We start from the raw sequence: 21544 nt of genomic DNA, 5'->3' as shown, positions 1-21544 counted from the left end.
GACCAGGATGGAGTCAGCCGCCGATGGCAACCGAGCCGGATCCGGATTCGCGTCCGATCACCGTCGAAGAACTGATCGCCCGAACCGCTGACGAAGGTGCCTTTCCGCGAGCCGATCCGCTGTCGGTGCGCCGTGCCGCGACCGGGCGGGCGACGTCCGGGCCCGCACGGGACAAACCCGCCCCCGCGGCAGGCGCTTCCGCCACCACCGCTTCCGGCATGCCCGCCTACACCCCGCCAGCCGCGGACAAGCCCGCCGCCCGGGTGGTCGGCGCCTCCGGCATGCCCGCCCACGCTCCGGCCGAGTCGGCCAACGTGGTCACCGGGATCATTCCGGTGGTCACCGACGACCCCGACACCGGTTCCCTGCGTGCGGTGGAGCGCGACGACCTGATCGGCGAGGACCTGCCGACCGGCGCCAACGCCGCCCTGGTGATCGCACCGGCCGCCGACGTCGACCCCACCGTGACCGCACCGACCGCTGTGACCGAGACCGAGACCGCAGCCGACGCGCCGGCCGAGACCGTCGCCGAGGCGCCGACCACCGAGGCCGCCGAGGTCGCGACCGACCCCGCCGAGACCGACACCGCCGAGGCCGATGCCGCGCCGCGCTCGGCCGCGTGGGGCTGGCTCGGGCTGGCCGGGGAAGTGGTGCTGGGCGTGCTGATCGGCGGCGGCCTGTTCTGGGGCTTCACCGTGCTCTGGCAACAGTACGTCTACTTCGCGCTGCTGCTGGCCGTGCTGGTGATCTTCGCGATCGTCACGTTCGCGTACGTGCTGCGCAAGCGGGACCTGCCCACCACCCTGCTGGCACTGGCGGTGGGGCTGATCGTGACGATCGGCCCGCTGGTGATGCTGGTCTAGCGTTGCGCCCCACTGGTTTGCGTCCGGAGATCCCGATCGGTCTGTCGACGGCGTCGGTGTATCCGCAGAACACCGAGGCGGCCTTCGCCTACGCGGCCGAGATCGGCTACGACGGCGTCGAATTGATGGTGTGGTCGGACCCGGTGAGCCAAGACGTGGCGCACGTGGCGCACCTGTCGCAGCAGTACCAGGTGCCGGTGCTGTCGGTGCACGCCCCGTGCCTGCTGATCTCCCAGCGCGTGTGGGGCCGCGACCCGTCGGCCAAACTGGTGCGCTCGGTGCAGGCCGCCGAGGACCTCGGCGCCGACACCGTGGTGGTCCACCCGCCGTTCCGCTGGCAGCGCGAGTACGTGCGCGGCTTCGACAAGCTGGTCCGTCGCCTCGAAGCCGAGACAGACGTGCGGGTGGCGGTGGAGAACATGTTCCCGATGCGCGCCGACCGACTGTTCGGGGCGGGTGCCCGCTCGGCCACCCGGATGGCCGAACGCGGCGGCGCCCCCGGTCTGCACGCCTCGGCGTTCGGCAAGTCGATCGACCCCACCGACCACGGCTACGACCACTACACGCTCGACCTCTCGCACGCGGCGACCGCCGGGGTGGACGCGCTGGCGCTGTCCGAACGCATGGGAGCCGGGCTGGCCCACCTGCACCTGACCGACGGCACCGGTGCGGCCACCGACGAGCATCTGATTCCCGGCGACGGCAACCAGCCGTGCGTGCAGGTGTGCCGACAGCTCGCCGACAGCGACTTCGACGGTTCGGTGGTGCTGGAGGTGCACACCGGTTCGGCCAAGAGCAAGGCCGAGCGCAGCGCCATGCTGACCCGGGCGCTGGAATTCGCCCAGACTCATCTATCCCGCAACGGGGGACAGGACCACGATGTCGACCGAACTCGGTGACCTGCTCGATTTCGAAGTGACCGACGAGGGCAGCGACTTCGTGGTCTACCGCGGCGCCGTCTCGTCGGTGTTCACCATCGGCCCCAAGGTGCACGGCGGCACCCTGCAGATGATGTCGGCTGCCGCCGCCCGCGACGCCCTGTACCGCCTGAGCGATCAGGCGCCGCCGGCCGGGACCTCGGCCATCGCGGTGGCCAGCGACTTCCTGGCCGCGCCCGACCCGGCCGAGGTGGAACTCGCCGTCCGCCTGGCCAAGCGGGGTCGCACCGTCTCGCTGGCCCAGGTGCAGGTGCGCCAGGGCGATCGGGTGATGGTCGATTCCAGCGTGACCCTCGGGCAGCCCGACGACGGGGACCCGTACCACAGCGGCGACACCGTCCTCGAGGACCTGCCCCCGGCGCCCACCCCTGACGGGGTGGCGATCGACGACTCGCCGCTGGGCGAGGTGATGCATCTGGCGCCGGCGATGGATCTGGTGCTGGACCCGCACTGGTTCCCGGTGCTGCGCGGCGAGCAGGGCGCGCCGCAGATCCGCGGCTGGACCCGGCCCAAGGACCGCGCCGCGCAGCCGTCGACGATGACGGTGGACTTCCCGGTGCTGGTGTGCGACGTGTCCCCGCCGGTGGTGATGAACCTCGGCCTGTTCGGCTGGGCGCCCACCGTGCAGCTGACCACCTACCTGCGTCGCGTGCCGCACAGCGGTCCGGACGGCACCGGGTGGCTGCGGTTCGCCGCCACCACCACCGAGGTCGGTCGGGGCATGTTTTCCGAGGACCATACGGTGGTGGACGAGACCGGCGCCCTGGTGGCGCAGTCGCGGCAGTTGGCGCTCATCCCGAGCGCGCGCTGACCGCGGACCCGAGCGAAGAGACGAAGAGGCGACATGACTGAGCGAGTAGCGATCATCGGCGGCGGCAAGATCGGCGAGGCCCTGCTGGCCGGCCTGATCAAGGCGGGCAAGCCCACCCGGGACCTCGTCGTGGTGGAGAAGCTGGCCGCGCGGTCGGCGGAACTGGCGCAGGACTACGGCGTGCGGGTCACCGAGGACGTCCGGGATGCCGCCGAGAGCGCCCAGGTGGTCTTCCTCGCGGTGAAGCCGGACGCCGTCGATTCGGTGCTGCGGGAACTGGCGCGGGCCGAGGACGACGGGGAGGCCGAGCGCATCACGGTGTCGCTGGTGGCCGGGATCCCGACGGCGCGGTACGAGAGCGCCCTGCCCGCCGGCGCCCCGGTGATCCGCGTGATGCCCAACACCCCGATGCTGGTCAACGAGGGCATGAGCGCGGTGTGCGCCGGCCGTCACGCCGACCCCGAGCAGGTGGCGGTGGCGGTGCGGCTGATGGAGGCCGTCGGCAAGGTGATGGTGGTCCCGGAGAAGCAGATGGACGCGGTCACCGCGATCTCCGGTTCCGGACCGGCCTACTTCTTCCTGATGGTCGAGGCGCTCGTCGACGCCGGCGTCGGGCTGGGCCTGACCCGCCCCCAGGCGCTGGAGCTGGCCGGACAGACCCTGAAGGGGGCCGGTGAACTGCTGGCCGAATCCGGGGTCTCGCCGGTGGACCTGCGGGCCGCGGTCACCTCGCCCGGCGGCACCACGGCCGCCGCGCTGCGCGAGTTCGAGCGTTTCGGGCTGCGGCACGCGGCGAGCGAGGCCGCCCGGGCCGCCGCCGAGACCAGCAAGATGTCCGCACGTCGAGCCGACGTTGAGGGTTCGCGCGCGGGCGGTGCGGTGGCCGCGGAATTCGCCGACGACGAGAGCTGAGCCGCCTACCTGCGGATACGTCCGGTTTTCGGGAATCACACCGTCGTAATACGACGTAAAATTGGCCACTCACGTCGCACAATTCACATCTGCCACGTTAAGCTCCTAGCAGCACGTACGTGTCTATGTCCGCCGGAGGGGAAGCCGGTGGCCACGATGCGTGCACCGGAGGTTTAGATATTCATGGCTGCAGTAGATGAGCCCGGTGCGGGAACTCAGTTTCTGACCGTTGCCGAGGTGGCCGCGCTGATGCGCGTCTCGAAGATGACCGTGTACCGCCTGGTGCACAGCGGCGAACTGCCCGCAGTGCGCGTCGGACGGTCGTTCCGTGTGCACGCGAAGGCCGTGCACGACTACCTGGAGACCTCGTACTTCGACGCAGGATAGGCATTCGAGCGCCCCGATTTCGTCTCCGGTTCATCGAATCGGTAGAATGAAACCTCGGGTCCCGGTCGCGCTGAGCGGGACTGGAGTGCCGCCATCGTCCCCTGGTCGACCGCGGCCTACGGACCATCAGCAAGATCGTGAGGAGAGCCCCATGGGTTCAGTGATCAAGAAGCGCCGCAAGCGCATGTCGAAGAAGAAGCACCGCAAGTTGCTTCGTCGCACACGTGTGCAGCGTCGTAAACTCGGCAAGTGAGTCGAGAAGCAACATGATCGAAACCCGCTCATTCGTGAGCGGGTTTCGTCGTTCGTTAGCCTGGTACTCATGACAGACGTGCCCGCGGCGAATGCGCCCCGTTCGGTGCTGGTCACCGGCGCATCGACATTCCTCGGCGGCTACCTGGTGGCGCGGCTCGCGGAGAACCCCGACGTCGAGCGGATCGTGGCCGTCGACTCGCGAGTGCCCAGCAAGACGCTGATGCGCCGGATGGGGCGCGCGGACTTCCTGCGCCTGGACATTCGCCGCCCGGCCATCGCCCGCGCGCTGGCCAGCTACGAGGTGGACACCGTGGTGCACGCCGCGCCGTCGATCATGGATTCGGCCGGCCACTCGGCGGCCATCAAGGAACTCAACGTGGTGGGCTCGATGCAGGTGTACGCGGCCTGCCAGCGCACGCCCAGCGTGAAGCGGGTGATCCTGCGGTCCTCGGCGATGATCTACGGCGCCAGCTCGGCCGACCCGGCGTACTTCACCGAGGGCACCCCGGCGCGCCGGGAGCCCCGCCGCGGCTACGGGCGCGACATGCTCGACGTGGAGAGCTACGCCCGCGGGCTGGCGCGCCGACGGCAGGACATCGACGTGACCATCCTGCGTCCGCAGGCGATCCTCGGTCCGCGCATCTCCACCCGCATGAGCAGCTACCTGTCCATGCCGATGGTGCCGGTGGTCTTCGGCCATCAGGCACGACTGCAGTTCCTGCACGAGGAGGACGCCCTCGGCGCCCTCGAATGGGCAACCACCCGCGGTCGTGCGGGCACCTTCAACCTGGCCGGCGACGGCGTGGTGACCCTGGCCCAGGCCGTGCACCGCGCCGGGCACGTGCAGCTGCCGGTGCCCTCGCAACTGCTCGCGCCGCTGATCGGCGTGCTGCGTGACGGCCGCCTGCCCGCGTTCCGGTCCGAGCAGGAGGGATACCTCTCGTTCGGCCGGGTGCTCGACACCACGCGCATGCGCACCGAGCTGGGTTTCGAGCCCCGCTACACCACGCGCGAGACGCTCGACGACTTCATCGCCCGCGGCAGCACCTCGCCGGTCGTCGGGTCGGAGTCGTGGCGGGCACTGGAGCAGCGGGCCGTGTCCGCCGCCACAGCGATCCAGTGAGGCCCGCGACTACCATGGCGCTAGCTCTGCGACGACGATCAACCGATGTGAGAAGGGGGTGGGTTCACCTGTGACACCGATGGACAAGCGCGGCGATGCGCGCACCGCCAAAGTGATTTCGCTGTACACCTCCGACCAGCGGGCGCCGTCAGCACGCCTGGGCCACCCCAACACCGACGGTTTCGGAACCGACGGCGCCGAGATCGTGCCGATCAACACCGACATCGTGCTGCCCGACGAGCCGCACACCGCGATCGATCCGGTGCGGCAGTCGCCGCTGTTCAGCCTCGGCGGCCTGCGGACGGCGGTCGCGGACTCGCTGATCGCCACCTCCGGCTTCATCCGGGAACGGATGACCGGCGACTACGCCGTCGACGACTTCGGCTTCGATCCGCACTTCACCGAATCGGTCTGGTTCCCGGCCGTCCGGCAGCTGTACCAGAAGTGGTTCCGCGTGGAAGTGACCGGCATCGAGAACCTGCCGGCCGAGGGCGCCGCGCTGCTGGTGGCCAATCACGCCGGCACCGTCCCGATCGACGCGGTGATCTGCTCGCTCGCGGTGCGCGACAACCATCCGGGCGGTCGTTACCTGCGGCCGCTGGCCGCGGACATGGCCTTCGAGACCCCGGTGGTCAGCGAGTTCGCGCGCCGCATCGGCGCCACCCTGGCCTGCCACGAGGACGCCGAGGCGCTGCTGCGCCAGGGTGAGCTCACCGCGGTGTGGCCGGAGGGCTTCAAGGGCATCGGCAAGATGTACAAGGACCGCTACAAGCTGCAGCGCTTCGGTCGCGGCGGCTTCGTGACCACCGCGATCCGCACGCAGGCCCCGATCATCCCGGTCTCCATCGTCGGCTCCGAGGAGATCTATCCGATGGTGGCGGACCTGAAGCCGCTGGCGCGGGCGCTCGGACTGCCGTACTTCCCGATCACGCCGCTGTTCCCGTGGCTGGGCCCGCTGGGTGTGATCCCGTTGCCGTCCAAGTGGCACATCCACTTCGGCCGGCCCATCGACACCTCCACCTACGATCCGGCCTCGGCCGACGACCCGATGGTGGTCTTCGATCTCACCGACCACGTGCGCGAGGAGATCCAGCAGACGCTGTTCCGAATGCTGAGCCGTCGCGCCAGCGTCTACTTCGGCTGAGCGCGCTTGGAGCGGTCGTGCAGCAGCTTGCTGGCGACCACCGCCGAGCCGGCCGCGGCGCCCACCACCGCGGTGGTGCCGACGCCGTACTTGGCGGCCTTGCGTGCGGTCCGGAAGTCGTAGGACTCCCAGCCGCGCACCTTGGCCACGTCGCGCAGATCCGAGTCGGGGTTGATGGCCACCGCGGTGCCCACCAGCGACAGCATCGGCACGTCGTTGTAGGAGTCGGAGTAGGCGGTGCACCGCTTGAGGTTCAGGCCTTCGCGGACGGCCAGGGAGCGGATGGCGTGCGCCTTGCCCGGCCCGTGCAGGATGTCGCCCACCAGGCGGCCGGTGAACACGCCGTCCTCGCTCTCGGCGACGGTGCCCAGCGCGCCGGTCAGGCCCAACCGCTTGGCGATGGTCTGCGCCAGTTCGACGGGGGTCGCGGTGACCAGCCACACCTGCTGGCCGGCCGCGAGGTGGCGCTGGGCCAGCGCCTGCGTACCCGGCCAGATCCGGTCGGCGATGTACTCGTCGTAGATCTCCTCGCCGAGCGAGATCAGTTCCTCGGTGGAGCGCCCGGCGATGAAGCTGAGGGCGGTGTCGCGGCCCTGCGCGACGTCGTCCAGGTTCTCCCGGCCGGTCAGCTGGAACTTGGCCTGCTGCCAGGCGAACCGCATGATGTCGTTGTAGGAGAAGTACTTTCGGGCCGCCAGGCCGCGGGCGAAGAGCACGATGGACGCCCCGTGCACCAGGGTGTTGTCCACGTCGAAGAAGGCGGCCGCGGTCAGGTCGGTCACCTCGGGGGTCTCCGAGTCGGTGGCCGACGGCGTGCGCTTGCGCAGCGATTCGATGGCGGCCGTGGCCGAGGCCTCACCGGCCAGCACCTGCCGCAGCTCGCTCGCGCTCTGCCGGAACCGGCCGGCGCGGTCGGCCAGCCATGCGGCCACCCGGCGGCGTTCCTCCTCCTCGCGCAGCGCGGCGGCGTCGGCCTCGCTCAGCTCGGCGTCCTCGTGCTCGTCGTCGTCCGGGCCGGCGTCGAACTGCTCGGCCGCCAGTTCCCGACTCTCGTGCAGGTGGGCGAGCAGCGCCTCGTCGCCGGGCGCGTCTTCGGCGAGCATCCCGTCTTCGAGCGCTTCGTCCTCGATCACAGCGTCCTCGAGCGACTCGTCGCGCACCTGGGCGTCGAGCGTCGCGTCGTCGTCGCGGTCGGGAGAATTGCGGCTCACGGGCTACCTCCTGGGTATCGGGTGAAGCGGGCGGGATCGCGCGGCTTCAGCCTAGCGTGATCGGACTAGACTCGCCGTTCGTGAGTGCAGAGCAGAAATCGGTTCCGGTTGTGACGTTGATGACCAGGGCGGGCTGCCACATGTGTGCGGCCGCGCGCACGCAGCTGGAGGCGATCCTGGCCGATTACGGCCTGACGCCGCAGGTGTCGGACGTCGATGAGCTGGCCGCCGCCGGCGATACGCTGCCGCGCGCCGAGTACGGCGACCGCGTGCCGGTGATCCTGCTCGACGGTGTGGAGCACGGTTACTGGGAGGTCGACGAGCCGCGCCTGCGGGCCGACCTGGCCGGGGCGATGGAGATCGCGCGGGGAAGTGAACTACCCTGATCGGGTGAGTCTTTTGTTGTTCGGGGTCTCCCATCGGAGCGCTCCAGTACCGGTCCTCGAACGACTTGCCGTGTCCGAACACGATCGGCCCAAGCTGGTCGAGTCGATGTTGCAGTCGCACGCGATCAGCGAAGCGATGCTGGTCTCCACCTGTAACCGCATCGAGCTGTACGCCGTCGTCGACGCCTTCCACCCGGCGCTGGAGGTCGTGGGTCAGGTGCTCGGCGAGCACTCGGGCATGAGCTACGGCGAGATGACCGACCACGCCTACGTGCACTACTCCGAGGCCGCGGTGGAGCATCTGTTCACCGTCGCCGCCGGACTGGACTCGATGGTCGTCGGCGAGCAGCAGATCCTCGGCCAGATCCGTACGGCCTACACGGTGGCCGACGAGACCAAGACCGCCGGACGCACCCTGCACGAGCTGGCCCAGCAGGCGCTGCGCGTGGGCAAGCGCGTGCACACCGAGACCGGCATCGACCGCGCCGGCGCCTCCGTGGTGTCGGTGGCCGTGGCGCGCGCCGACGCCGTGCGCGGCACCGGTCAGCCCCCGATGCGCCGGGCCGTGGTGATCGGCGCCGGGGCGATGGGTTCGCTGGCCACCAGCGAACTCGCCCGGATGGGCATCACCGAGATGTTCGTGGTCAACCGCACCGCCGAACGCGCCAACGAACTGGCCGCCCGCGTCACCGAGCGCTACGGCATCGCCGCGCGCGGCGCCAGGATCGACGACGTGGCGCAGGTGATGGCCGACGCCGACATCGTGGTGACCGCGACCGGCTCGGTGACCCCGGTGCTGCAGGTGGGCGACGTGCACCAGGCCCTGCTGCGGCGCGCGTCGATGGTTCCGCTGATGATCTGCGACCTCGGTCTGCCCCGCAACGTGGATCCGGCCGCGGCCCGCCTGCCCGGCGCGCACGTCATCGACATCGAGAGCCTGCGCGGGGACAGCGGCGCCCGGGCGGCCGCCGACGACACCGCCGCGGCCTCGGCCATCGTGGCCGGCGAGCTCGCCGGTTACCTGTCCGCCCAGCGCCAGGCCGAGGTGACCCCGACCGTCGCCGCGCTGCGCCAGCGCGCCGCCGACCTGGTCGACGCCGAGATCCTGCGCCTGCAGAGCCGCCTGCCCGACCTGGACCCCGCGCAGCGCGACGAGGTGGCCAAGACGGTGCGCCGGGTGGCCGACAAGCTGCTGCACGCGCCGACGGTGCGGGTGAAGCAACTGGCCTCGTCGGGCAGTGGCACGCACTACGCCGAGGCGCTGCGTGAACTGTTCGAACTCAAGCCGGGTACCGCCGAACAGGTGGCGGCCCCGGACCCCGGTCCCCGTTAGGTCCCGGGCCTCCTTCGCTCAGAGAGGACCTTCGTGTCTGTCGCCCCCCTCCGTATCGGTACCCGCGGTTCGCTGCTCGCCACCACTCAGGCGCAGGGCATCGCCGACCGGCTGACGGCCGCCGGACACCCCGCGGAACTGGTGATCATCAGCACCGACGGCGACACGTCGACGGCCCCGGTCGCGCAGATCGGCGTCGGCGTCTTCACCACCGCGATTAGAATCGCGCTCCGCGACAACGAATGCGACGTCGCGATCCACTCCTACAAGGACCTGCCGACCAAGCCCGAGCCGGACCTCGCGATGGCCGCCGTGCCCACCCGCGTGGATCCGCGAGATGCGCTGGTCAGCCGGGATGGGCTGGTGCTGGGGCAGCTGCCGCCGGGGTCCCTGGTGGGAACCTCGTCGCCGCGCCGGGCCGCACAGCTTAGAGCACTGGGTCTCGGTTTGGAAATTCGCCCCCTACGGGGCAACCTTGATTCTCGGTTGGGCAAAGTCGCGAACGGGGAACTGGACGCGGTGGTCGTCGCCCGAGCCGGACTGGTTCGCATCGGTCGTACCGACGCGGTCACCGAAGCAATCGACCCTGTGGTCATGTTGCCAGCGCCGGCGCAGGGGGCTCTCGCCGTCGAATGCCGTGCCGACGATGCCGAACTGGTGAGAATCCTCGCCGAGTTGGACGACCCGTCCACCCGTGCGGCGGTGGACGCCGAACGCGCAGTACTCGCGACCCTCGAGGCCGGGTGTACCGCACCGGTCGGAGCCATTGCCGAGGTGGTCGAATCGATCAACGAGGACGGACACATCTTCGCCGAACTGTCGCTGCGTGCGGCGGTGGCGGCCGAGGACGGATCGGAAGTGATCCGTGCCTCGCGGGTGGGTCCGGTGGAGAGGGCCGCTGAACTGGGCAAGGATCTCGCCGCCGAACTGCTGGAGCTCGGTGCCGCCGCACTCGTCGATCCGGAGTCGTAACCGCGACGCCGACTGACGGCTCCCGCAGAGAACGAACTGCAGCCCTTCGCGGGCAGGAGAGTGCGAACGCATGAGCCGTACCAAGAATGCTAGTCCGGGCCGAATTCTGTTCGTCGGGTCGGGTCCCGGAAATCCGGATCTGCTGACCGTACGTGCCCTTGAAGTGCTGGCCGCGGCGACGGTCGCCTATGTCGACCCCGACGTGGCCCCGGCCGTCGTCGACCTGATCGGCTCGGCGCACGCCACCGTCGAGGTCCCGCCGGCCCGCAGCGGCCGCAAGGCGGCCGAGGCGGCGCCCGCCCCCGAGCCGGTCGACGAGGCCGAAGCCGTGGTCCGCCCCGCCCTCGGCGATCCCGCCCAGGTCGCCAAGACCCTGGTCACTCAGGCCCGCACCGGCACCGACGTGGTGCGCGTGGTGGCCGGTGACCCGATGACCACCGACGCGGTGCTCGCCGAGATCACCGCCGTGGCCCGCACCACCGTCGTCTTCGAGGTGCTGCCCGGGCTGCCGCACGCCGCGGCCGTCCCCGGCTTCGCCGGTCTGCCCCTGGGCTCCGGCCACACTGTCGCCGACGTTCGCGGCGAGGTGGACTGGGCGGCCCTGGCCGCCGCGCCCGGCCCCCTGGTCCTGCACGCCACCGACGGTCACCTCGGCGAGGTCGCCAGCGCGCTCACCGAGCACGGCCTGGCCCCGCAGACGCCCGTCGCGATCACCGTCAACGGCACCACCTGCCAGCAGCGCACCATCGACACCACGCTGGCCGCGCTCACCGATCACGCCGCCGCCATGACCGGCGCGCTGATCCTGACCGTCGGCAAGCTGGTCGGCTCGCGCGCCAAGTTCTCCTGGTGGGAGTCGCGGGCGCTGTACGGCTGGACCGTGCTGGTGCCGCGCACCAAGGATCAGGCCGCCGAGATGAGCGACCGACTGGTCTCGCACGGCGCCATCCCGCAGGAGGTGCCGACCATCGCCGTCGAGCCGCCGCGCAGCCCCGCCCAGATGGAACGGGCGGTCAAGGGTCTGGTCGACGGCCGCTACCAGTGGCTGGTGTTCACCTCCACCAACGCGGTGCGTGCCGTGTGGGAGAAGTTCGCCGAGTTCGGCCTGGATGCCCGCGCCTTCTCCGGCGTCAAGATCGCCTGCGTCGGCGAGGGCACCGCGAACGCCGTCCGCGCCTTCGGCGTGGAGCCGGAGCTGGTGCCCACCGGCGAACAGTCGTCGCTGGGTCTGCTCGCCGACTTCCCGCCGTACGACGAGATCTTCGACCCGGTGGACCGCATTCTGCTGCCCCGCGCCGACATCGCCACCGAGACGCTCTCCGAGGGTCTGCGCGAACGCGGCTGGGAGATCGACGACGTGACCGCCTACCGCACCGTGCGCGCCGCGCCGCCGCCCGCGGCCACCCGCGAGATGATCAAGACCGGCGGCTTCGACGCGGTCTGCTTCACCTCCAGCTCCACCGTGCGCAACCTGGTCGGCATCGCCGGTAAGCCGCACGCCCGCACCATCGTCGCGTGCATCGGTCCCAAGACCGCCGAGACGGCGATCGAGTTCGGGCTGCGCGTGGACGTGCGCCCCGAGGACGCCTCCATCACCGCGCTGGTCGACGCCCTCGCCGTGCACGCCGCCGAGCTGCGCGCCGAAGGCACCCTGCCGCCGCCTCGGAAGAAGTCGCGGCGCTCGCGCTCGTAAGATGAGCGACATGAGCCTGCACCGCCCCCGTCGACTCCGGACCACGGAGGCGATGCGGTCCCTCGTCGCCCAGACCCGACTCTCGCCGAAGCAGCTGGTGCTGCCGATGTTCGTCGCCGACGGCCTCGACGCGCCCCGGCCGATCTCGTCGATGCCGGGCGTGGTGAACCACACCCTGGACTCGCTGTCGGAGGCGGCCCGCGCGGCCGTCGACGCCGGTGTGGGCGGCCTGATGCTGTTCGGCGTGCCCCGTCCCGAGGACAAGGACGCGACCGGATCGTGCGGGCAGGCGCCGGACGGCATCCTCAACCGGGCGCTGACCAGGCTGGCCGCCGAACTCGGCGACACCACGGTGCTGATGGCCGACACGTGCCTCGACGAGTTCACCGATCACGGTCACTGCGGCGTGCTCGACGCGGCCGGCCGGGTGGACAACGACGCCACCCTCGAGCACTACCGGGCCCTGGCCCTGGCGCAGGCGCGCGCCGGCGCCCACGTGGTCGCGCCCAGCGGCATGATGGACGGCCAGGTGGCCGCCATCCGTGACGCGCTCGACGGCGAGGGTTTCACCGACGTCGGGATCCTGGCCTACACGGCCAAGTACGCCTCCGCCTTCTACGGTCCGTTCCGCGAGGCGGTCGGGTCGTCGTTGGACGGGGACCGCCGCACCTACCAGCAGGATCCGGCCAACCGCACCGAGGCGGTCCGCGAGCTGCTCGCCGACCTCGACGAGGGCGCGGACATGGTGATGGTGAAACCGGCCATGAGCTACCTGGACATCGTGCGCGAGGTGGCCGATCGGTCCGATCGTCCGGTCGCGGCCTACCAGATCAGCGGCGAATACTCGATGATCTGCGCGGCCGCCGAACGCGGCTGGATCGATCGGGAGGCCGCCCTCGACGAGGCCGTGCTGTCGATCGTGCGGGCCGGGGCGTCGATCGTGCTGACCTACGCCGCCGTCGAGATCGCCGAGCGACTGCAGCAGCGGAGTCGCTGATGACGCGGCCCGCCGTGCCCGACACCGTGCGCACCGCCCTGCAGTTGACGCTGGGTGCGCTCGTCTTCGAACTGATCGCGCTGATCGGCACCTATTCGGTGATGCGGGGCGAGGCGCTGACCTACGCGCGCAAGATGGCCGAGGAACCGAACGGCCCGCAGGACGTGGAGCAGATCGCCACCATCGTGGCCATCCTCTCGCTGGTGATCGCCGCCGTGGTGGCGCTGGTGCTCACCTCGGGGCTGGGCTGGCTGGTGTGGCGCGGCATCGGGTGGGCTCGGTTCGTGCTGGCGTGGATCGCCGCGGTGGTCGCGGTGATGCTGGTGTTCGACGTGCTGGGCCTGCTCTTCGGCTTCTCCGCCGGTGACGCGGCCGCCCAGCTGCCGACCTGGGCGATGGTCCCGCGGATCATCGGCGGGGTCGCGGCGATGGGCGCGGCGGCGGCGCTGCTGCATCCGGACACGAAGAAGTTCATGGACCAGAGCGCGGCGTACCGTCGGAAGGGATCCGGTCCGCAACCACAAGGGGACAACAGATGACCGACCAGACGGTGACCTATCAACCCGATCCGTCCACCCGGCCGCCGCAGGTGCGGTGGGCGTTCCGACTGTGGCTCGGCTCGGGCGCGCTGCTGCTGGCGCTCGGCGCCTACCTGTTGATCGCGTCGCTCTTCGACGCCGGCTGGCACCTGGATCGGATCGCGATCGAGATCCTGGTTATGCTCCTCGGTCTGACCTACATCTCCCTGTCCCGCAAGGCCTGCAGCGGCGCCCAGTGGCGCGGCTCGCTCGCCGCGCTCACCAGCGTGGTGGCCGTGATGCTGCTGGTGCTCACCATCGGCTTCCAGTCGGGCCTGCTCGCGGCCGTGTTCGCGGCCTCGGTGGTGGGTCTGGGTGCCACCATCCTGGCCTACCGCCCCGTCGCGAACGCCTGGTTCACCGGGAAGCACACGGACCCGCAGTGACCGACGAGCCGCAGACCGAGGCCGACGCCGACGCACCCGAGGGCGAAGAACTGTTCTACGAGGCCGGCGGCAGCTGGTGGGTGGTGGCCATCGGGCCGGTGATGATCGCGGCCGTTCTGATCCTGGAGATCGTCGGTGGCGGACGCATCCACTGGCCGGTGCTGACCATCTTCGGCGTGGTCCTGGTGGGCTTCGCGCTCCTGCAGGTCGCGGCCGCGCGGCAGCACGTCTCGGTGCGGCTCACCGAGACCACCCTGCGCCAGGGCGCGCAGACCATCGGCCTGGACGAGATCGCCGAGGTGTATCCGGCGAACCGATCGGCCGAGCACAAGAAGTGGGAGAGTGCCCGCGCGCTCGGCGAACTGCCCGCGGTGCCGCGGCGCCGCAAGGGCGTCGGCGTGAAGCTGACCAACGGCAAGCTGGCGCAGGCGTGGGCGCGCGACGTCGACGTCTTCCGCACCGAACTCACCCAGGCGCACCTGGCCGTTCAGCTGGGACTGGCGCCCACGCAGAAGCGGGCGACCGAGAAGGACGCGTGAGGCGCGTCTTCGCGGGGGCGGTGGCGGTGCTGCTGGCGCTCACCGGCTGCGCGGGCGACGTCGACCAGGCGGACCCGGCGGGCCAGACGGCCCCGGTGACCCGACAGGCGCACCTGGGCGACAGCTTCGCCGCCGGGACCGGACTGCGGCCGCTGGTGGCCGACTCGTCGTTCCTGTGCCAGCGCGCCGACGGCAACTACGGTCGGCTCGTCTCGCGCGGCCGCGGCACCGAACTCACCGACGTCTCGTGCGCCGGTGCCACCACCGAGGACCTGACCGCGGCCCAGTACGAGGGCGTCGGCCCCCAGCTGGCGGCGCTCGACGCCGACACCGACCTGGTGACGCTCACCCTGGGCGGCAACGACGCCGGCGTCTTCGCGACGGCGGTGGGCGAGTGCACCCGGCTGGGCCGGGCCGAACCCGCCGGTGCGCCGTGCGCGCGGGCGCAGGGGCAGACCCTGCTGACCGCACTGGACACCCGCACCCGACCCGCGCTGACCCGGGGACTGCGCGCGATCGTCGAGCGGGCGCCGTCGGCGCGCGTGCTGGTCGTCGGCTACCCGTGGCTGCTGCCGCCGACCGACGGTTGCTTCGCGCAGGTACCGATCGCCGCCGGCGACGTGCCCTACCTGCACCGTCTGCAGCGGCGGCTCAACGCGGTGGTCGCCGAGGCGGCGGCCGCGACCGGGGCCACCTACGTCGACGTCGCGGGCCCGTCGGCCGCACACACCGCCTGCGCCGCGGACGATCAGCGGTGGATCGCGCCGCTGCGCAGCGGCCCCGGCTCGCTGCATCCCACCGAACTCGGCCAGCGCGCGATGGCCGATGCGGTGCTGGCGGCCCTCGACTGAGGGCGGGGAATGACCTGGGTCACCGGTTTTCCGGTGAACCTGTGAGGGGCCTGAATGTCGGCGGCGGCGATTGGGCGCTCGCGCGATCATTTGGAACACTGGAGGTCATGGTCCATTCTCCCGTCGACTCCGCAGCCACCGAGGTGAGCGCGGAACTGTTCGCCAGGGCCGCACGGTCCATCCCGGGAGGAGTGAACTCTCCGGTCCGCGCCTTCTCCGCGGTCGGCGGCACCCCACGGTTCATCGCCGAGGCGTCCGGCTCGCAGCTGATCGACGTAGACGGCAACCACTACACCGACCTGGTGTGCTCCTGGGGTCCGATGATCCTCGGTCACGCCCACCCGGAGGTGGTGGACGCGGTGCGGTCGGCGGCCGTGCACGGGCTGAGCTTCGGTGCGCCGACGGAGGCCGAGATCGCGCTGGCCGAGGCCATCGCCGCGCGCGTGGAGCCGGTGCAGCGGGTCCGCCTGGTGAACTCGGGCACCGAGGCCACCATGTCGGCGGTCCGGTTGGCCCGCGGGTTCACCGGCCGCAGCAAGATCATCAAGTTCTCCGGCTGCTACCACGGCCACGTCGACGCCCTGCTGGCCGACGCAGGCTCCGGCGTCGCCACCCTGGGGCTGCCCACCTCGCCGGGCGTCACCGGTGCCGCCGCGCACGACACCCTGGTGCTGCCGTACAACGACCTCGACGCCGTGGCCGCGACCTTCGAGGCGTACCCCGGCGAGATCGCCGCGGTGATCACCGAGGCCGCCGCGGGCAACATGGGTGCCGTCGCGCCCGTCGACGGTTTCAACGCCGGCCTCCGGGACCTGACCCGGCGGCACGGCGCCCTGCTGATCATGGACGAGGTGATGACCGGATTCCGCGTGAGCGGTTCGGGCTACTACGGGATCGACGGCGTGGCCGGCGACCTGTACACCTTCGGCAAGGTGATGAGCGGCGGTCTGCCCGCCGCGGCCTTCGGCGGTCGCGCCGACGTGATGGATCACCTGGCCCCGGTGGGCCCGGTGTACCAGGCGGGCACCCTGTCGGGGAACCCGGTGGCCGTCGCCGCCGGTCTGGCCACCCTCTCGCTGGCCACCGACGAGGTCTACGCCCGGCTCGACGCGAACGCGCTGCGCGTGCAGGAACTGCTGACGCAGGCGCTGACCGCCGCGGGCGTGCCGCATCGCGTGCAGGCCGCGGGCAACCTGTTCAGCGTCTTCTTCACCGACAGCGACGAGCAGATCGTCGACTACGCGGGCGTCAAGGCCACCGACACCTGGCGCTTCGCGCCGTTCTTCCACGCCCTGCTCGACGGCGGGATCTATCCGCCGCCCAGCGCTTTCGAGGCCTGGTTCGTTTCCACCGCACTGAGCGACGACGATTTCACGCGCCTCGCCGATGCCCTTCCGGCTGCCGCCGCCGCGGCCGCCGCCGCCGTCGCCCCCGGACAGGACTGAGATGAAGACGATCGTCCACATGATGCGCCACGGTGAGGTGCACAATCCCGACCAGATCCTGTACGGTCGCCTGCCCGGCTTCCGGCTGGGGGACAACGGCAGGGCCCAGGCGCAGGTGGTCGCCGACGCGCTCGCCGATCACGACATCGCCGCGGTCTTCGCCTCGCCGCTGCAGCGCGCCCAGGAGACGGCCACGCCGATCGCCGCCGCGCACGGCCTGGACATCATCACCAACGACGACCTGATCGAGGCCGACAACCAGTTCGAGGGGTTGCGCGTCTCGGTGGGCGACGGTGCCCTGAGTAAGCCGCGGCACTGGAGCAAGCTGCGCGATCCGTTCACCCCGTCGTGGGGCGAGCCGTACCTGCAGATCGCGCACCGCATGCTGTCGGCGGCCAACCTGGCCCGCAAGACCGGCGCCGGACACGAGGTGGTGTGCGTGAGCCACCAGCTGCCCGTGTACACGCTGCGCCGCTTCCTGGAGGGTCGTCGTCTCTGGCACGATCCCCGCATCCGCCAGTGCTCGCTCGCCTCGCTGACCAGCCTGGTGTACGACGGCGACGAACTGGTCGACATCGTCTACTCCGAACCGGCAGGCGCCTCTGATCCGCGCATCACCGGAGCGTGAGCGCGGTGCGGTTTCCTCGTTCCCTGTCCGCGGTGGTGCTCGCTGTGGTCGCGCTGCTGGTGGTGACCGGCTGTGCCACCGGCGACGACGCCGTGGTGCAGGGCGGGCCCAACCAGATCGTCGCGCCCGACGGCAAGACCGTGATCCGCTACGACGTGGCCGACCGCAAGCCGATCGGCCACGTGTCCGGCCCCGACCTGCTCGGTGACGGGACGGTGGACCTGAACTCGTACAAGGGCAAGGTCGTGGTGGTCAACGTGTGGGCGTCGTGGTGCCCGCCGTGCCGCAAGGAGGCCCCCGAGCTGGAGAAGGTGTACCAGCGGATCAAGGACCGGGGCGCCGCGGTGGTGGGCATCGACTTCCGCGACAACCGCGGGTCGGCGCAGGACTTCGCGCGTGACCGCGGCCTGACGTACCCGTCGATCTACGACTACGGCGGGCAGAACCTGTCCGCGCTCGGCGTGCCCGTCGGCGCGGTGCCGACCACCGTGATCCTGGACCGCCAGTTGCGGCCGGTGATCGTCTACCTCAAGTCGGTGAGCGAGCAGGAGATCTACGACGAGGTCGTGCGGGTCCTCGCTGAGGGCGACGACGCCCCATGACCGTCCTGCACGTGGCGGGGGTCGCCGAGACCTTCGCCGAGACCGTCTCGTCCGGGCCGCTGTTGCTCGGGCTGGGCGTGTGCGTGCTGGTGGGCCTGATCTCCTTCGCCTCACCGTGCATCGTGCCGCTGGTGCCGGGCTACCTGTCGTACCTGGCGGGCCTGGTGGGCGCCGAGGCACCGGCCGTCGTCCCCGGTGAGGCGCCCAAGAAGGGCCGGCTGCGGGTGGTGGGGGCCGCGCTCCTGTTCGTCCTCGGTTTCACCGTGGTGTACGTGCTGGCCACGTCGGCGCTGTTCGGCGTCACCACCGCCTTCTACGACCAGTCCCGGATGCTGCTGCTGCAACGCGTCGGCGGCGTCGTGACCATCCTGATGGGCCTGATCTTCATCGGCACCATCCAGATGCAGGACCGGCGGATGAACCCGATCCGGATCTCGCACTGGGTGGGCGCGCCGCTGCTCGGCGGCGTTTTCGCCGTCGGCTGGATCCCGTGCAGCAGCGCCACCCTGGGCGCGGTGCTGGTGGTGGCGGCCAACACCGAGGGGATGACCGCCTGGCGCGGGGTCGCGTTGGTCATCGCCTACTGCATCGGCCTGGGCCTGCCGTTCCTGCTGTTGGCGTTCTCGTCGGCGTGGGCGGTGCGCAGCCTCGGCTTCCTGCGGCGCAATGCGCGGGTGATTCAAGTGGTGGGCGGCATTCTGATGATCGGCGTGGGCCTGCTGCTGCTGTTCGGCTGGTGGAACGACATCGTCGACTGGATCCGGATCACCATGATCTCTGATGTGGAGCTACCGATATGACAACCTCCGGCCGGCCGTCGACCCTGCAGCGTTTCGTGGGGACGCCGCTGAAGAAGGTCTGGCGCGAGCTCACCGCCATGCGCACCGCGCTGGTGCTGCTGTTCCTGCTGGCCCTGGCCGCCGTCCCGGGCGCGCTGCTGCCGCAGCGCGACCTCAACGAGGGCAAGACGGCGCAGTACATCGCCGACCGCGGCACCCTCGGGGTGTGGATGGACCGGGTGGGTCTGTTCGACGTGTTCGGCTCGGGCTGGTTCACCGCCATCTACCTGCTGCTGTTCATCTCGCTGGTGGGCTGCCTCACCCCGCGCATCTGGGAGCACTTCAAGGCGCTGCGCACCAAGCCGGTGCCCGCCCCGCGCAACCTGAAGCGCCTGCCGCGGCACCTCACCGAGACCGTCGACGGCAGGCCCGCCGACCTGGCCGAGCGGGTGAGCACCAACCTGCGCGGCTGGCGCCGGACCACGCGGGAGGTGCCAGCGAGCACGGCGTACCCGGACGGCGCCGTGGAGGTGTCCGCGGAGAAGGGCTACCTGCGCGAGTTCGGCAACCTGACCTTCCACTTCGCGCTGCTGGCGCTGCTGGTGACCATCGCGGCAGGCAAGCTGCTCGGCTACGAGGGCACGCGCATCCTGGTGGCCGGGGAAGACCAGACCCTGTGCAACACCTCCACCGCGGTGTACGACTCGTTCCGCGGCGGTGCCCTGGTCGACGGCACGGCCCTGAACCCGTTCTGCGTGAACGTGGAGGACTTCGAGGCCAAGTTCCTGCCCAGCGGTCAGCCCGACATGTACACCTCGAAGGTCCGCTACACCACCGACGTGCAGTCCCCGGAGGACACCTGGACGCAGGGCACCATCCGGGTCAACGAGCCGCTGCGGGTGGCCGGCGACCGCGTGTACGTGCTGGGCAACGGTTTCGCGCCCACCTTCACGGTGACCTTCCCCAACGGGGAGAAGCGCACCCAGACCGCGCCGTTCCTGCCGCAGGACACCCAGACCATGCTGTCCGAGGGCGCGATGCGCTTCGACACCCCGGCCGGGATGTACCCGGACGAGGACGATCGCCGCAAGAATCAGCTCGCCATCGACGGCCTGTTCGCCCCCGACCCCGCCTTCCACTCGACGCTGCTGCTGTCGCAGTCGGCGATCGTCAACGATCCGCAGGTGGCGATCCGGGTGTACCAGGGCGACGGCGGCCTCGACACCGGCCGCGCGCAGAGCGTCTACGAGCTCGACCGCGCGCTGATCGATCAGGGGCGCCTGGTGCGCAAGGCGTCGGTGAACCTCAAGCAGGGCGAGAGCACCACGCTGCCGGACGGCACCGTGGTGACCTACGACGGCTACCAGCGTTGGGTGTCCATGCAGGTTTCGCACGACCCGGGCCAGACCGCGGTGCTGATCTCCGCCATCGTGATGATCGCCGGCCTGCTGGTGTCGATGCTGGTCCGGCGTCGTCGCATCTGGATTCGGCTGGTTCCGACGGTGACCGACGACGGTCAACGACGTACTGTAGTTGAAGTGGCCGGGCTGGCCCGTACGGACCAGGCCGGCTGGGGGGAGGGCTTCGACGACCAAGCGCGGGCCCTCCTGGTCGAAGGCGGACGTCTCCGACCGGGCGGACTGTAGTCCGACCGAGGAAGAAATCGAGGAATCGATCACGTGAACACCGATACAGATATGGGCGTCTACGTCAACGAGACGCTCGGGCGTCTGTCCGACGAGTTCTACATGGTGGCGCTCATCGTCTACTTCCTGGCGATGGTGCTGTTCCTGGTCTCGCTGGCCATGGCGGCCAAGACCCGGACCGCGGCCGGTGAGGCGTTGGCTGCGGCACCGGACCGGGAACTGGTCCACGCCGGCGCCGGTGGCTCCAGCACCACCGCGACCACCACTGCGGTGCCGTCGGCGGGCGACCGGACCCCCGGCCGTATCGACGACGGACCGAAGAAGCCCCGACGCAGTCGGTCGGCCACGCTCAGCGCGGCCACCTACCCGGTGGTCTTCATCGGCCTGATCGCGCACATCGCGTCGATCGTGCTGCGCGGTGTCGCCACCGAGCGCATGCCGTGGGGCAACATGTACGAGTTCATCTCGGTGACGTGTGCCGCCGCCGTGGTCGGCGGCCTGGTGGCGCTGCGCAACGTCAAGTACCGCCCGATGATGAGCTTCGTGCTGCTGCCGGTGCTCGTGATGATGTTCTTCGGCGGTACCGCGCTGTACGCCGACGCCGCCCCGGTGGTGCCCGCGCTCAAGTCGTACTGGCTGGCCATTCACGTCTCGGTGATCTCGATCGCCTCGGGCCTCCTGGTGGTCTCCGGCGTGCTGAGCGTGCTGTTCCTGGTCAAGGACCGGTGGCCCGCGGCCACCGAGATCCTGCCGTCCAAGGAGTCCCTGGACCGGTTGGCCTACAAGTGCGTCGTCGTCGGCTTCCCGCTGCTGGGTATCGGCATCATCCTCGGCGCCATCTGGGCCGAGGCCGCGTGGGGCCGGTACTGGGGCTGGGACCCCAAGGAGACCGTCAGCTTCATCTCCTGGGTGATCTACGCCGCCTACCTGCACGCTCGTGCCACCGCGGGCTGGCGCATCGGCGCCGCCTGGATCAACGTCGCCGGCGCCGCGTCGGTGATCTTCAACCTGTTCGCCATCAACCTGGTGGTCTCGGGTCTGCATTCGTACGCCGGGCTGTAAGTC

General features: G+C 70.6%; 24 protein-coding genes. 23 read left to right on the top strand and 1 reads right to left on the bottom strand.

What is annotated here, in order from left to right; translation table 11 throughout:
* Positions 1-23: 23 nt before the first annotated feature.
* The 8 genes from ACFFJD_RS15825 to ACFFJD_RS15790 all read left to right on the top strand — a co-directional run bounded on the left by ACFFJD_RS15825 (position 24) and on the right by ACFFJD_RS15790 (position 6433).
* Positions 24-863 (top strand): Rv0497 family membrane protein, encoded by an 840-nt coding sequence (locus tag ACFFJD_RS15825; protein WP_382365884.1) that lies wholly within the window; start codon positions 24-26, stop codon positions 861-863.
* A gap of 2 nt (positions 864-865) precedes the next feature.
* Positions 866-1762, top strand: coding sequence for a sugar phosphate isomerase/epimerase family protein (locus tag ACFFJD_RS15820; protein WP_382365882.1), 897 nt, complete (start codon positions 866-868; stop codon positions 1760-1762).
* Complete coding sequence (locus ACFFJD_RS15815; protein ID WP_382365880.1) at positions 1743-2612, top strand: thioesterase family protein; 870 nt, start codon at positions 1743-1745, stop codon at positions 2610-2612. Before ACFFJD_RS15820 ends, ACFFJD_RS15815 begins: the two co-directional genes overlap by 20 nt.
* Positions 2613-2645: 33 nt before the next feature.
* The gene (gene proC, locus ACFFJD_RS15810) at positions 2646-3524 is read left to right on the top strand and encodes a pyrroline-5-carboxylate reductase (RefSeq protein WP_382365878.1); all 879 of its coding nucleotides are present in this window, start codon (positions 2646-2648) and stop codon (positions 3522-3524) included.
* A gap of 183 nt (positions 3525-3707) precedes the next feature.
* Positions 3708-3911 (top strand): helix-turn-helix domain-containing protein, encoded by a 204-nt coding sequence (locus ACFFJD_RS15805; RefSeq protein ID WP_246992309.1) that lies wholly within the window; start codon positions 3708-3710, stop codon positions 3909-3911.
* A gap of 151 nt (positions 3912-4062) precedes the next feature.
* Positions 4063-4164, top strand: coding sequence for a 30S ribosomal protein bS22 (locus ACFFJD_RS15800; RefSeq protein ID WP_003402602.1), 102 nt, complete (start codon positions 4063-4065; stop codon positions 4162-4164).
* 69 nt (positions 4165-4233) lie between these two features.
* Positions 4234-5289 (top strand): NAD-dependent epimerase/dehydratase family protein, encoded by a 1056-nt coding sequence (locus ACFFJD_RS15795; RefSeq protein WP_382365871.1) that lies wholly within the window; start codon positions 4234-4236, stop codon positions 5287-5289.
* Positions 5290-5368: 79 nt separating this feature from the next.
* A complete protein-coding gene (locus ACFFJD_RS15790; protein WP_382365968.1) occupies positions 5369-6433 on the top strand; it encodes a lysophospholipid acyltransferase family protein in 1065 nt (354 codons plus the stop codon).
* On the opposite strand, the gene ACFFJD_RS15785 is transcribed toward ACFFJD_RS15790, so the two are convergent.
* Positions 6421-7536, bottom strand: coding sequence for an HAD family hydrolase (locus ACFFJD_RS15785; protein WP_382365966.1), 1116 nt, complete (start codon positions 7534-7536; stop codon positions 6421-6423). The genes ACFFJD_RS15790 and ACFFJD_RS15785 overlap by 13 nt on opposite strands.
* A gap of 227 nt (positions 7537-7763) precedes the next feature.
* On the opposite strand from ACFFJD_RS15785, the gene ACFFJD_RS15780 reads away from it, so the two are divergent.
* The 15 genes from ACFFJD_RS15780 to ccsB all read left to right on the top strand — a co-directional run bounded on the left by ACFFJD_RS15780 (position 7764) and on the right by ccsB (position 21541).
* Complete coding sequence (locus ACFFJD_RS15780; protein ID WP_382365964.1) at positions 7764-8030, top strand: glutaredoxin family protein; 267 nt, start codon at positions 7764-7766, stop codon at positions 8028-8030.
* Positions 8031-8034: 4 nt separating this feature from the next.
* Positions 8035-9363 (top strand): glutamyl-tRNA reductase, encoded by a 1329-nt coding sequence (locus ACFFJD_RS15775; protein WP_382365869.1) that lies wholly within the window; start codon positions 8035-8037, stop codon positions 9361-9363.
* A gap of 33 nt (positions 9364-9396) precedes the next feature.
* On the top strand, positions 9397-10335 hold the full coding sequence (hemC, locus tag ACFFJD_RS15770; RefSeq protein ID WP_382365867.1) for a hydroxymethylbilane synthase: 939 nt from the start codon (positions 9397-9399) through the stop codon (positions 10333-10335).
* 70 nt (positions 10336-10405) lie between these two features.
* Positions 10406-12028: a bifunctional uroporphyrinogen-III C-methyltransferase/uroporphyrinogen-III synthase gene (locus ACFFJD_RS15765; protein ID WP_382365865.1), complete on the top strand. Its 1623-nt coding sequence runs from the start codon at positions 10406-10408 to the stop codon at positions 12026-12028.
* 10 nt (positions 12029-12038) lie between these two features.
* Entirely contained in the window at positions 12039-13025 is a 987-nt protein-coding gene (hemB, locus tag ACFFJD_RS15760) for a porphobilinogen synthase (RefSeq protein ID WP_382365863.1), read from the top strand.
* Positions 13025-13564 (top strand): hypothetical protein, encoded by a 540-nt coding sequence (locus ACFFJD_RS15755; RefSeq protein WP_382365861.1) that lies wholly within the window; start codon positions 13025-13027, stop codon positions 13562-13564. Before hemB ends, ACFFJD_RS15755 begins: the two co-directional genes overlap by 1 nt.
* A complete protein-coding gene (locus tag ACFFJD_RS15750; protein WP_382365859.1) occupies positions 13561-13989 on the top strand; it encodes a hypothetical protein in 429 nt (142 codons plus the stop codon). The genes ACFFJD_RS15755 and ACFFJD_RS15750 overlap by 4 nt, the downstream gene beginning before the upstream one ends.
* Positions 13986-14528, top strand: coding sequence for a transport-regulating membrane protein Mce1N (gene mce1N / locus ACFFJD_RS15745; protein ID WP_382365857.1), 543 nt, complete (start codon positions 13986-13988; stop codon positions 14526-14528). The genes ACFFJD_RS15750 and mce1N overlap by 4 nt, the downstream gene beginning before the upstream one ends.
* Positions 14525-15379, top strand: coding sequence for an SGNH/GDSL hydrolase family protein (locus ACFFJD_RS15740; protein WP_382365855.1), 855 nt, complete (start codon positions 14525-14527; stop codon positions 15377-15379). Before mce1N ends, ACFFJD_RS15740 begins: the two co-directional genes overlap by 4 nt.
* A gap of 107 nt (positions 15380-15486) precedes the next feature.
* The gene (gene hemL, locus ACFFJD_RS15735) at positions 15487-16824 is read left to right on the top strand and encodes a glutamate-1-semialdehyde 2,1-aminomutase (protein ID WP_382365853.1); all 1338 of its coding nucleotides are present in this window, start codon (positions 15487-15489) and stop codon (positions 16822-16824) included.
* A gap of 1 nt (position 16825) precedes the next feature.
* Complete coding sequence (locus ACFFJD_RS15730) at positions 16826-17452, top strand: histidine phosphatase family protein (RefSeq protein ID WP_382365851.1); 627 nt, start codon at positions 16826-16828, stop codon at positions 17450-17452.
* A gap of 5 nt (positions 17453-17457) precedes the next feature.
* On the top strand, positions 17458-18054 hold the full coding sequence (locus tag ACFFJD_RS15725; RefSeq protein WP_382365849.1) for a TlpA family protein disulfide reductase: 597 nt from the start codon (positions 17458-17460) through the stop codon (positions 18052-18054).
* Entirely contained in the window at positions 18051-18854 is an 804-nt protein-coding gene (locus ACFFJD_RS15720) for a cytochrome c biogenesis CcdA family protein (RefSeq protein ID WP_382365847.1), read from the top strand. The genes ACFFJD_RS15725 and ACFFJD_RS15720 overlap by 4 nt, the downstream gene beginning before the upstream one ends.
* Positions 18851-20479 carry a cytochrome c biogenesis protein ResB gene (gene resB, locus ACFFJD_RS15715; RefSeq protein WP_382365844.1) on the top strand — a complete coding sequence of 543 codons (1629 nt, stop codon included), beginning with the start codon at positions 18851-18853 and terminating at the stop codon, positions 20477-20479. Before ACFFJD_RS15720 ends, resB begins: the two co-directional genes overlap by 4 nt.
* Positions 20480-20512: 33 nt before the next feature.
* On the top strand, positions 20513-21541 hold the full coding sequence (gene ccsB / locus ACFFJD_RS15710; RefSeq protein ID WP_382365842.1) for a c-type cytochrome biogenesis protein CcsB: 1029 nt from the start codon (positions 20513-20515) through the stop codon (positions 21539-21541).
* Positions 21542-21544: the final 3 nt, after the last annotated feature.

The organism is Gordonia phosphorivorans (assembly GCF_042432625.1).
GTDB lineage: Bacteria > Actinomycetota > Actinomycetes > Mycobacteriales > Mycobacteriaceae > Gordonia > Gordonia phosphorivorans.
This window is presented reverse-complemented; position numbering and strand designations above follow the sequence as displayed.

Coding starts and splice junctions, on each gene's coding strand:
- hemL (WP_382365853.1), top strand. CDS start 15,487: ATGGTCCATTCTCCCGTCGACTCCGCAGCCACCGAGGTGAGCGCGGAA.
- hemB (WP_382365863.1), top strand. CDS start 12,039: ATGAGCCTGCACCGCCCCCGTCGACTCCGGACCACGGAGGCGATGCGG.
- ACFFJD_RS15755 (WP_382365861.1), top strand. CDS start 13,025: ATGACGCGGCCCGCCGTGCCCGACACCGTGCGCACCGCCCTGCAGTTG.
- ACFFJD_RS15790 (WP_382365968.1), top strand. CDS start 5,369: ATGGACAAGCGCGGCGATGCGCGCACCGCCAAAGTGATTTCGCTGTAC.
- ACFFJD_RS15805 (WP_246992309.1), top strand. CDS start 3,708: ATGGCTGCAGTAGATGAGCCCGGTGCGGGAACTCAGTTTCTGACCGTT.
- ACFFJD_RS15780 (WP_382365964.1), top strand. CDS start 7,764: ATGACCAGGGCGGGCTGCCACATGTGTGCGGCCGCGCGCACGCAGCTG.
- ACFFJD_RS15720 (WP_382365847.1), top strand. CDS start 18,051: ATGACCGTCCTGCACGTGGCGGGGGTCGCCGAGACCTTCGCCGAGACC.
- ACFFJD_RS15750 (WP_382365859.1), top strand. CDS start 13,561: ATGACCGACCAGACGGTGACCTATCAACCCGATCCGTCCACCCGGCCG.
- ACFFJD_RS15800 (WP_003402602.1), top strand. CDS start 4,063: ATGGGTTCAGTGATCAAGAAGCGCCGCAAGCGCATGTCGAAGAAGAAG.
- resB (WP_382365844.1), top strand. CDS start 18,851: ATGACAACCTCCGGCCGGCCGTCGACCCTGCAGCGTTTCGTGGGGACG.
- ACFFJD_RS15730 (WP_382365851.1), top strand. CDS start 16,826: ATGAAGACGATCGTCCACATGATGCGCCACGGTGAGGTGCACAATCCC.
- proC (WP_382365878.1), top strand. CDS start 2,646: ATGACTGAGCGAGTAGCGATCATCGGCGGCGGCAAGATCGGCGAGGCC.
- ACFFJD_RS15785 (WP_382365966.1), bottom strand. CDS start 7,536: ATGCTCGCCGAAGACGCGCCCGGCGACGAGGCGCTGCTCGCCCACCTG.
- ACFFJD_RS15815 (WP_382365880.1), top strand. CDS start 1,743: ATGTCGACCGAACTCGGTGACCTGCTCGATTTCGAAGTGACCGACGAG.
- ACFFJD_RS15825 (WP_382365884.1), top strand. CDS start 24: ATGGCAACCGAGCCGGATCCGGATTCGCGTCCGATCACCGTCGAAGAA.
- ACFFJD_RS15765 (WP_382365865.1), top strand. CDS start 10,406: ATGAGCCGTACCAAGAATGCTAGTCCGGGCCGAATTCTGTTCGTCGGG.
- ACFFJD_RS15795 (WP_382365871.1), top strand. CDS start 4,234: ATGACAGACGTGCCCGCGGCGAATGCGCCCCGTTCGGTGCTGGTCACC.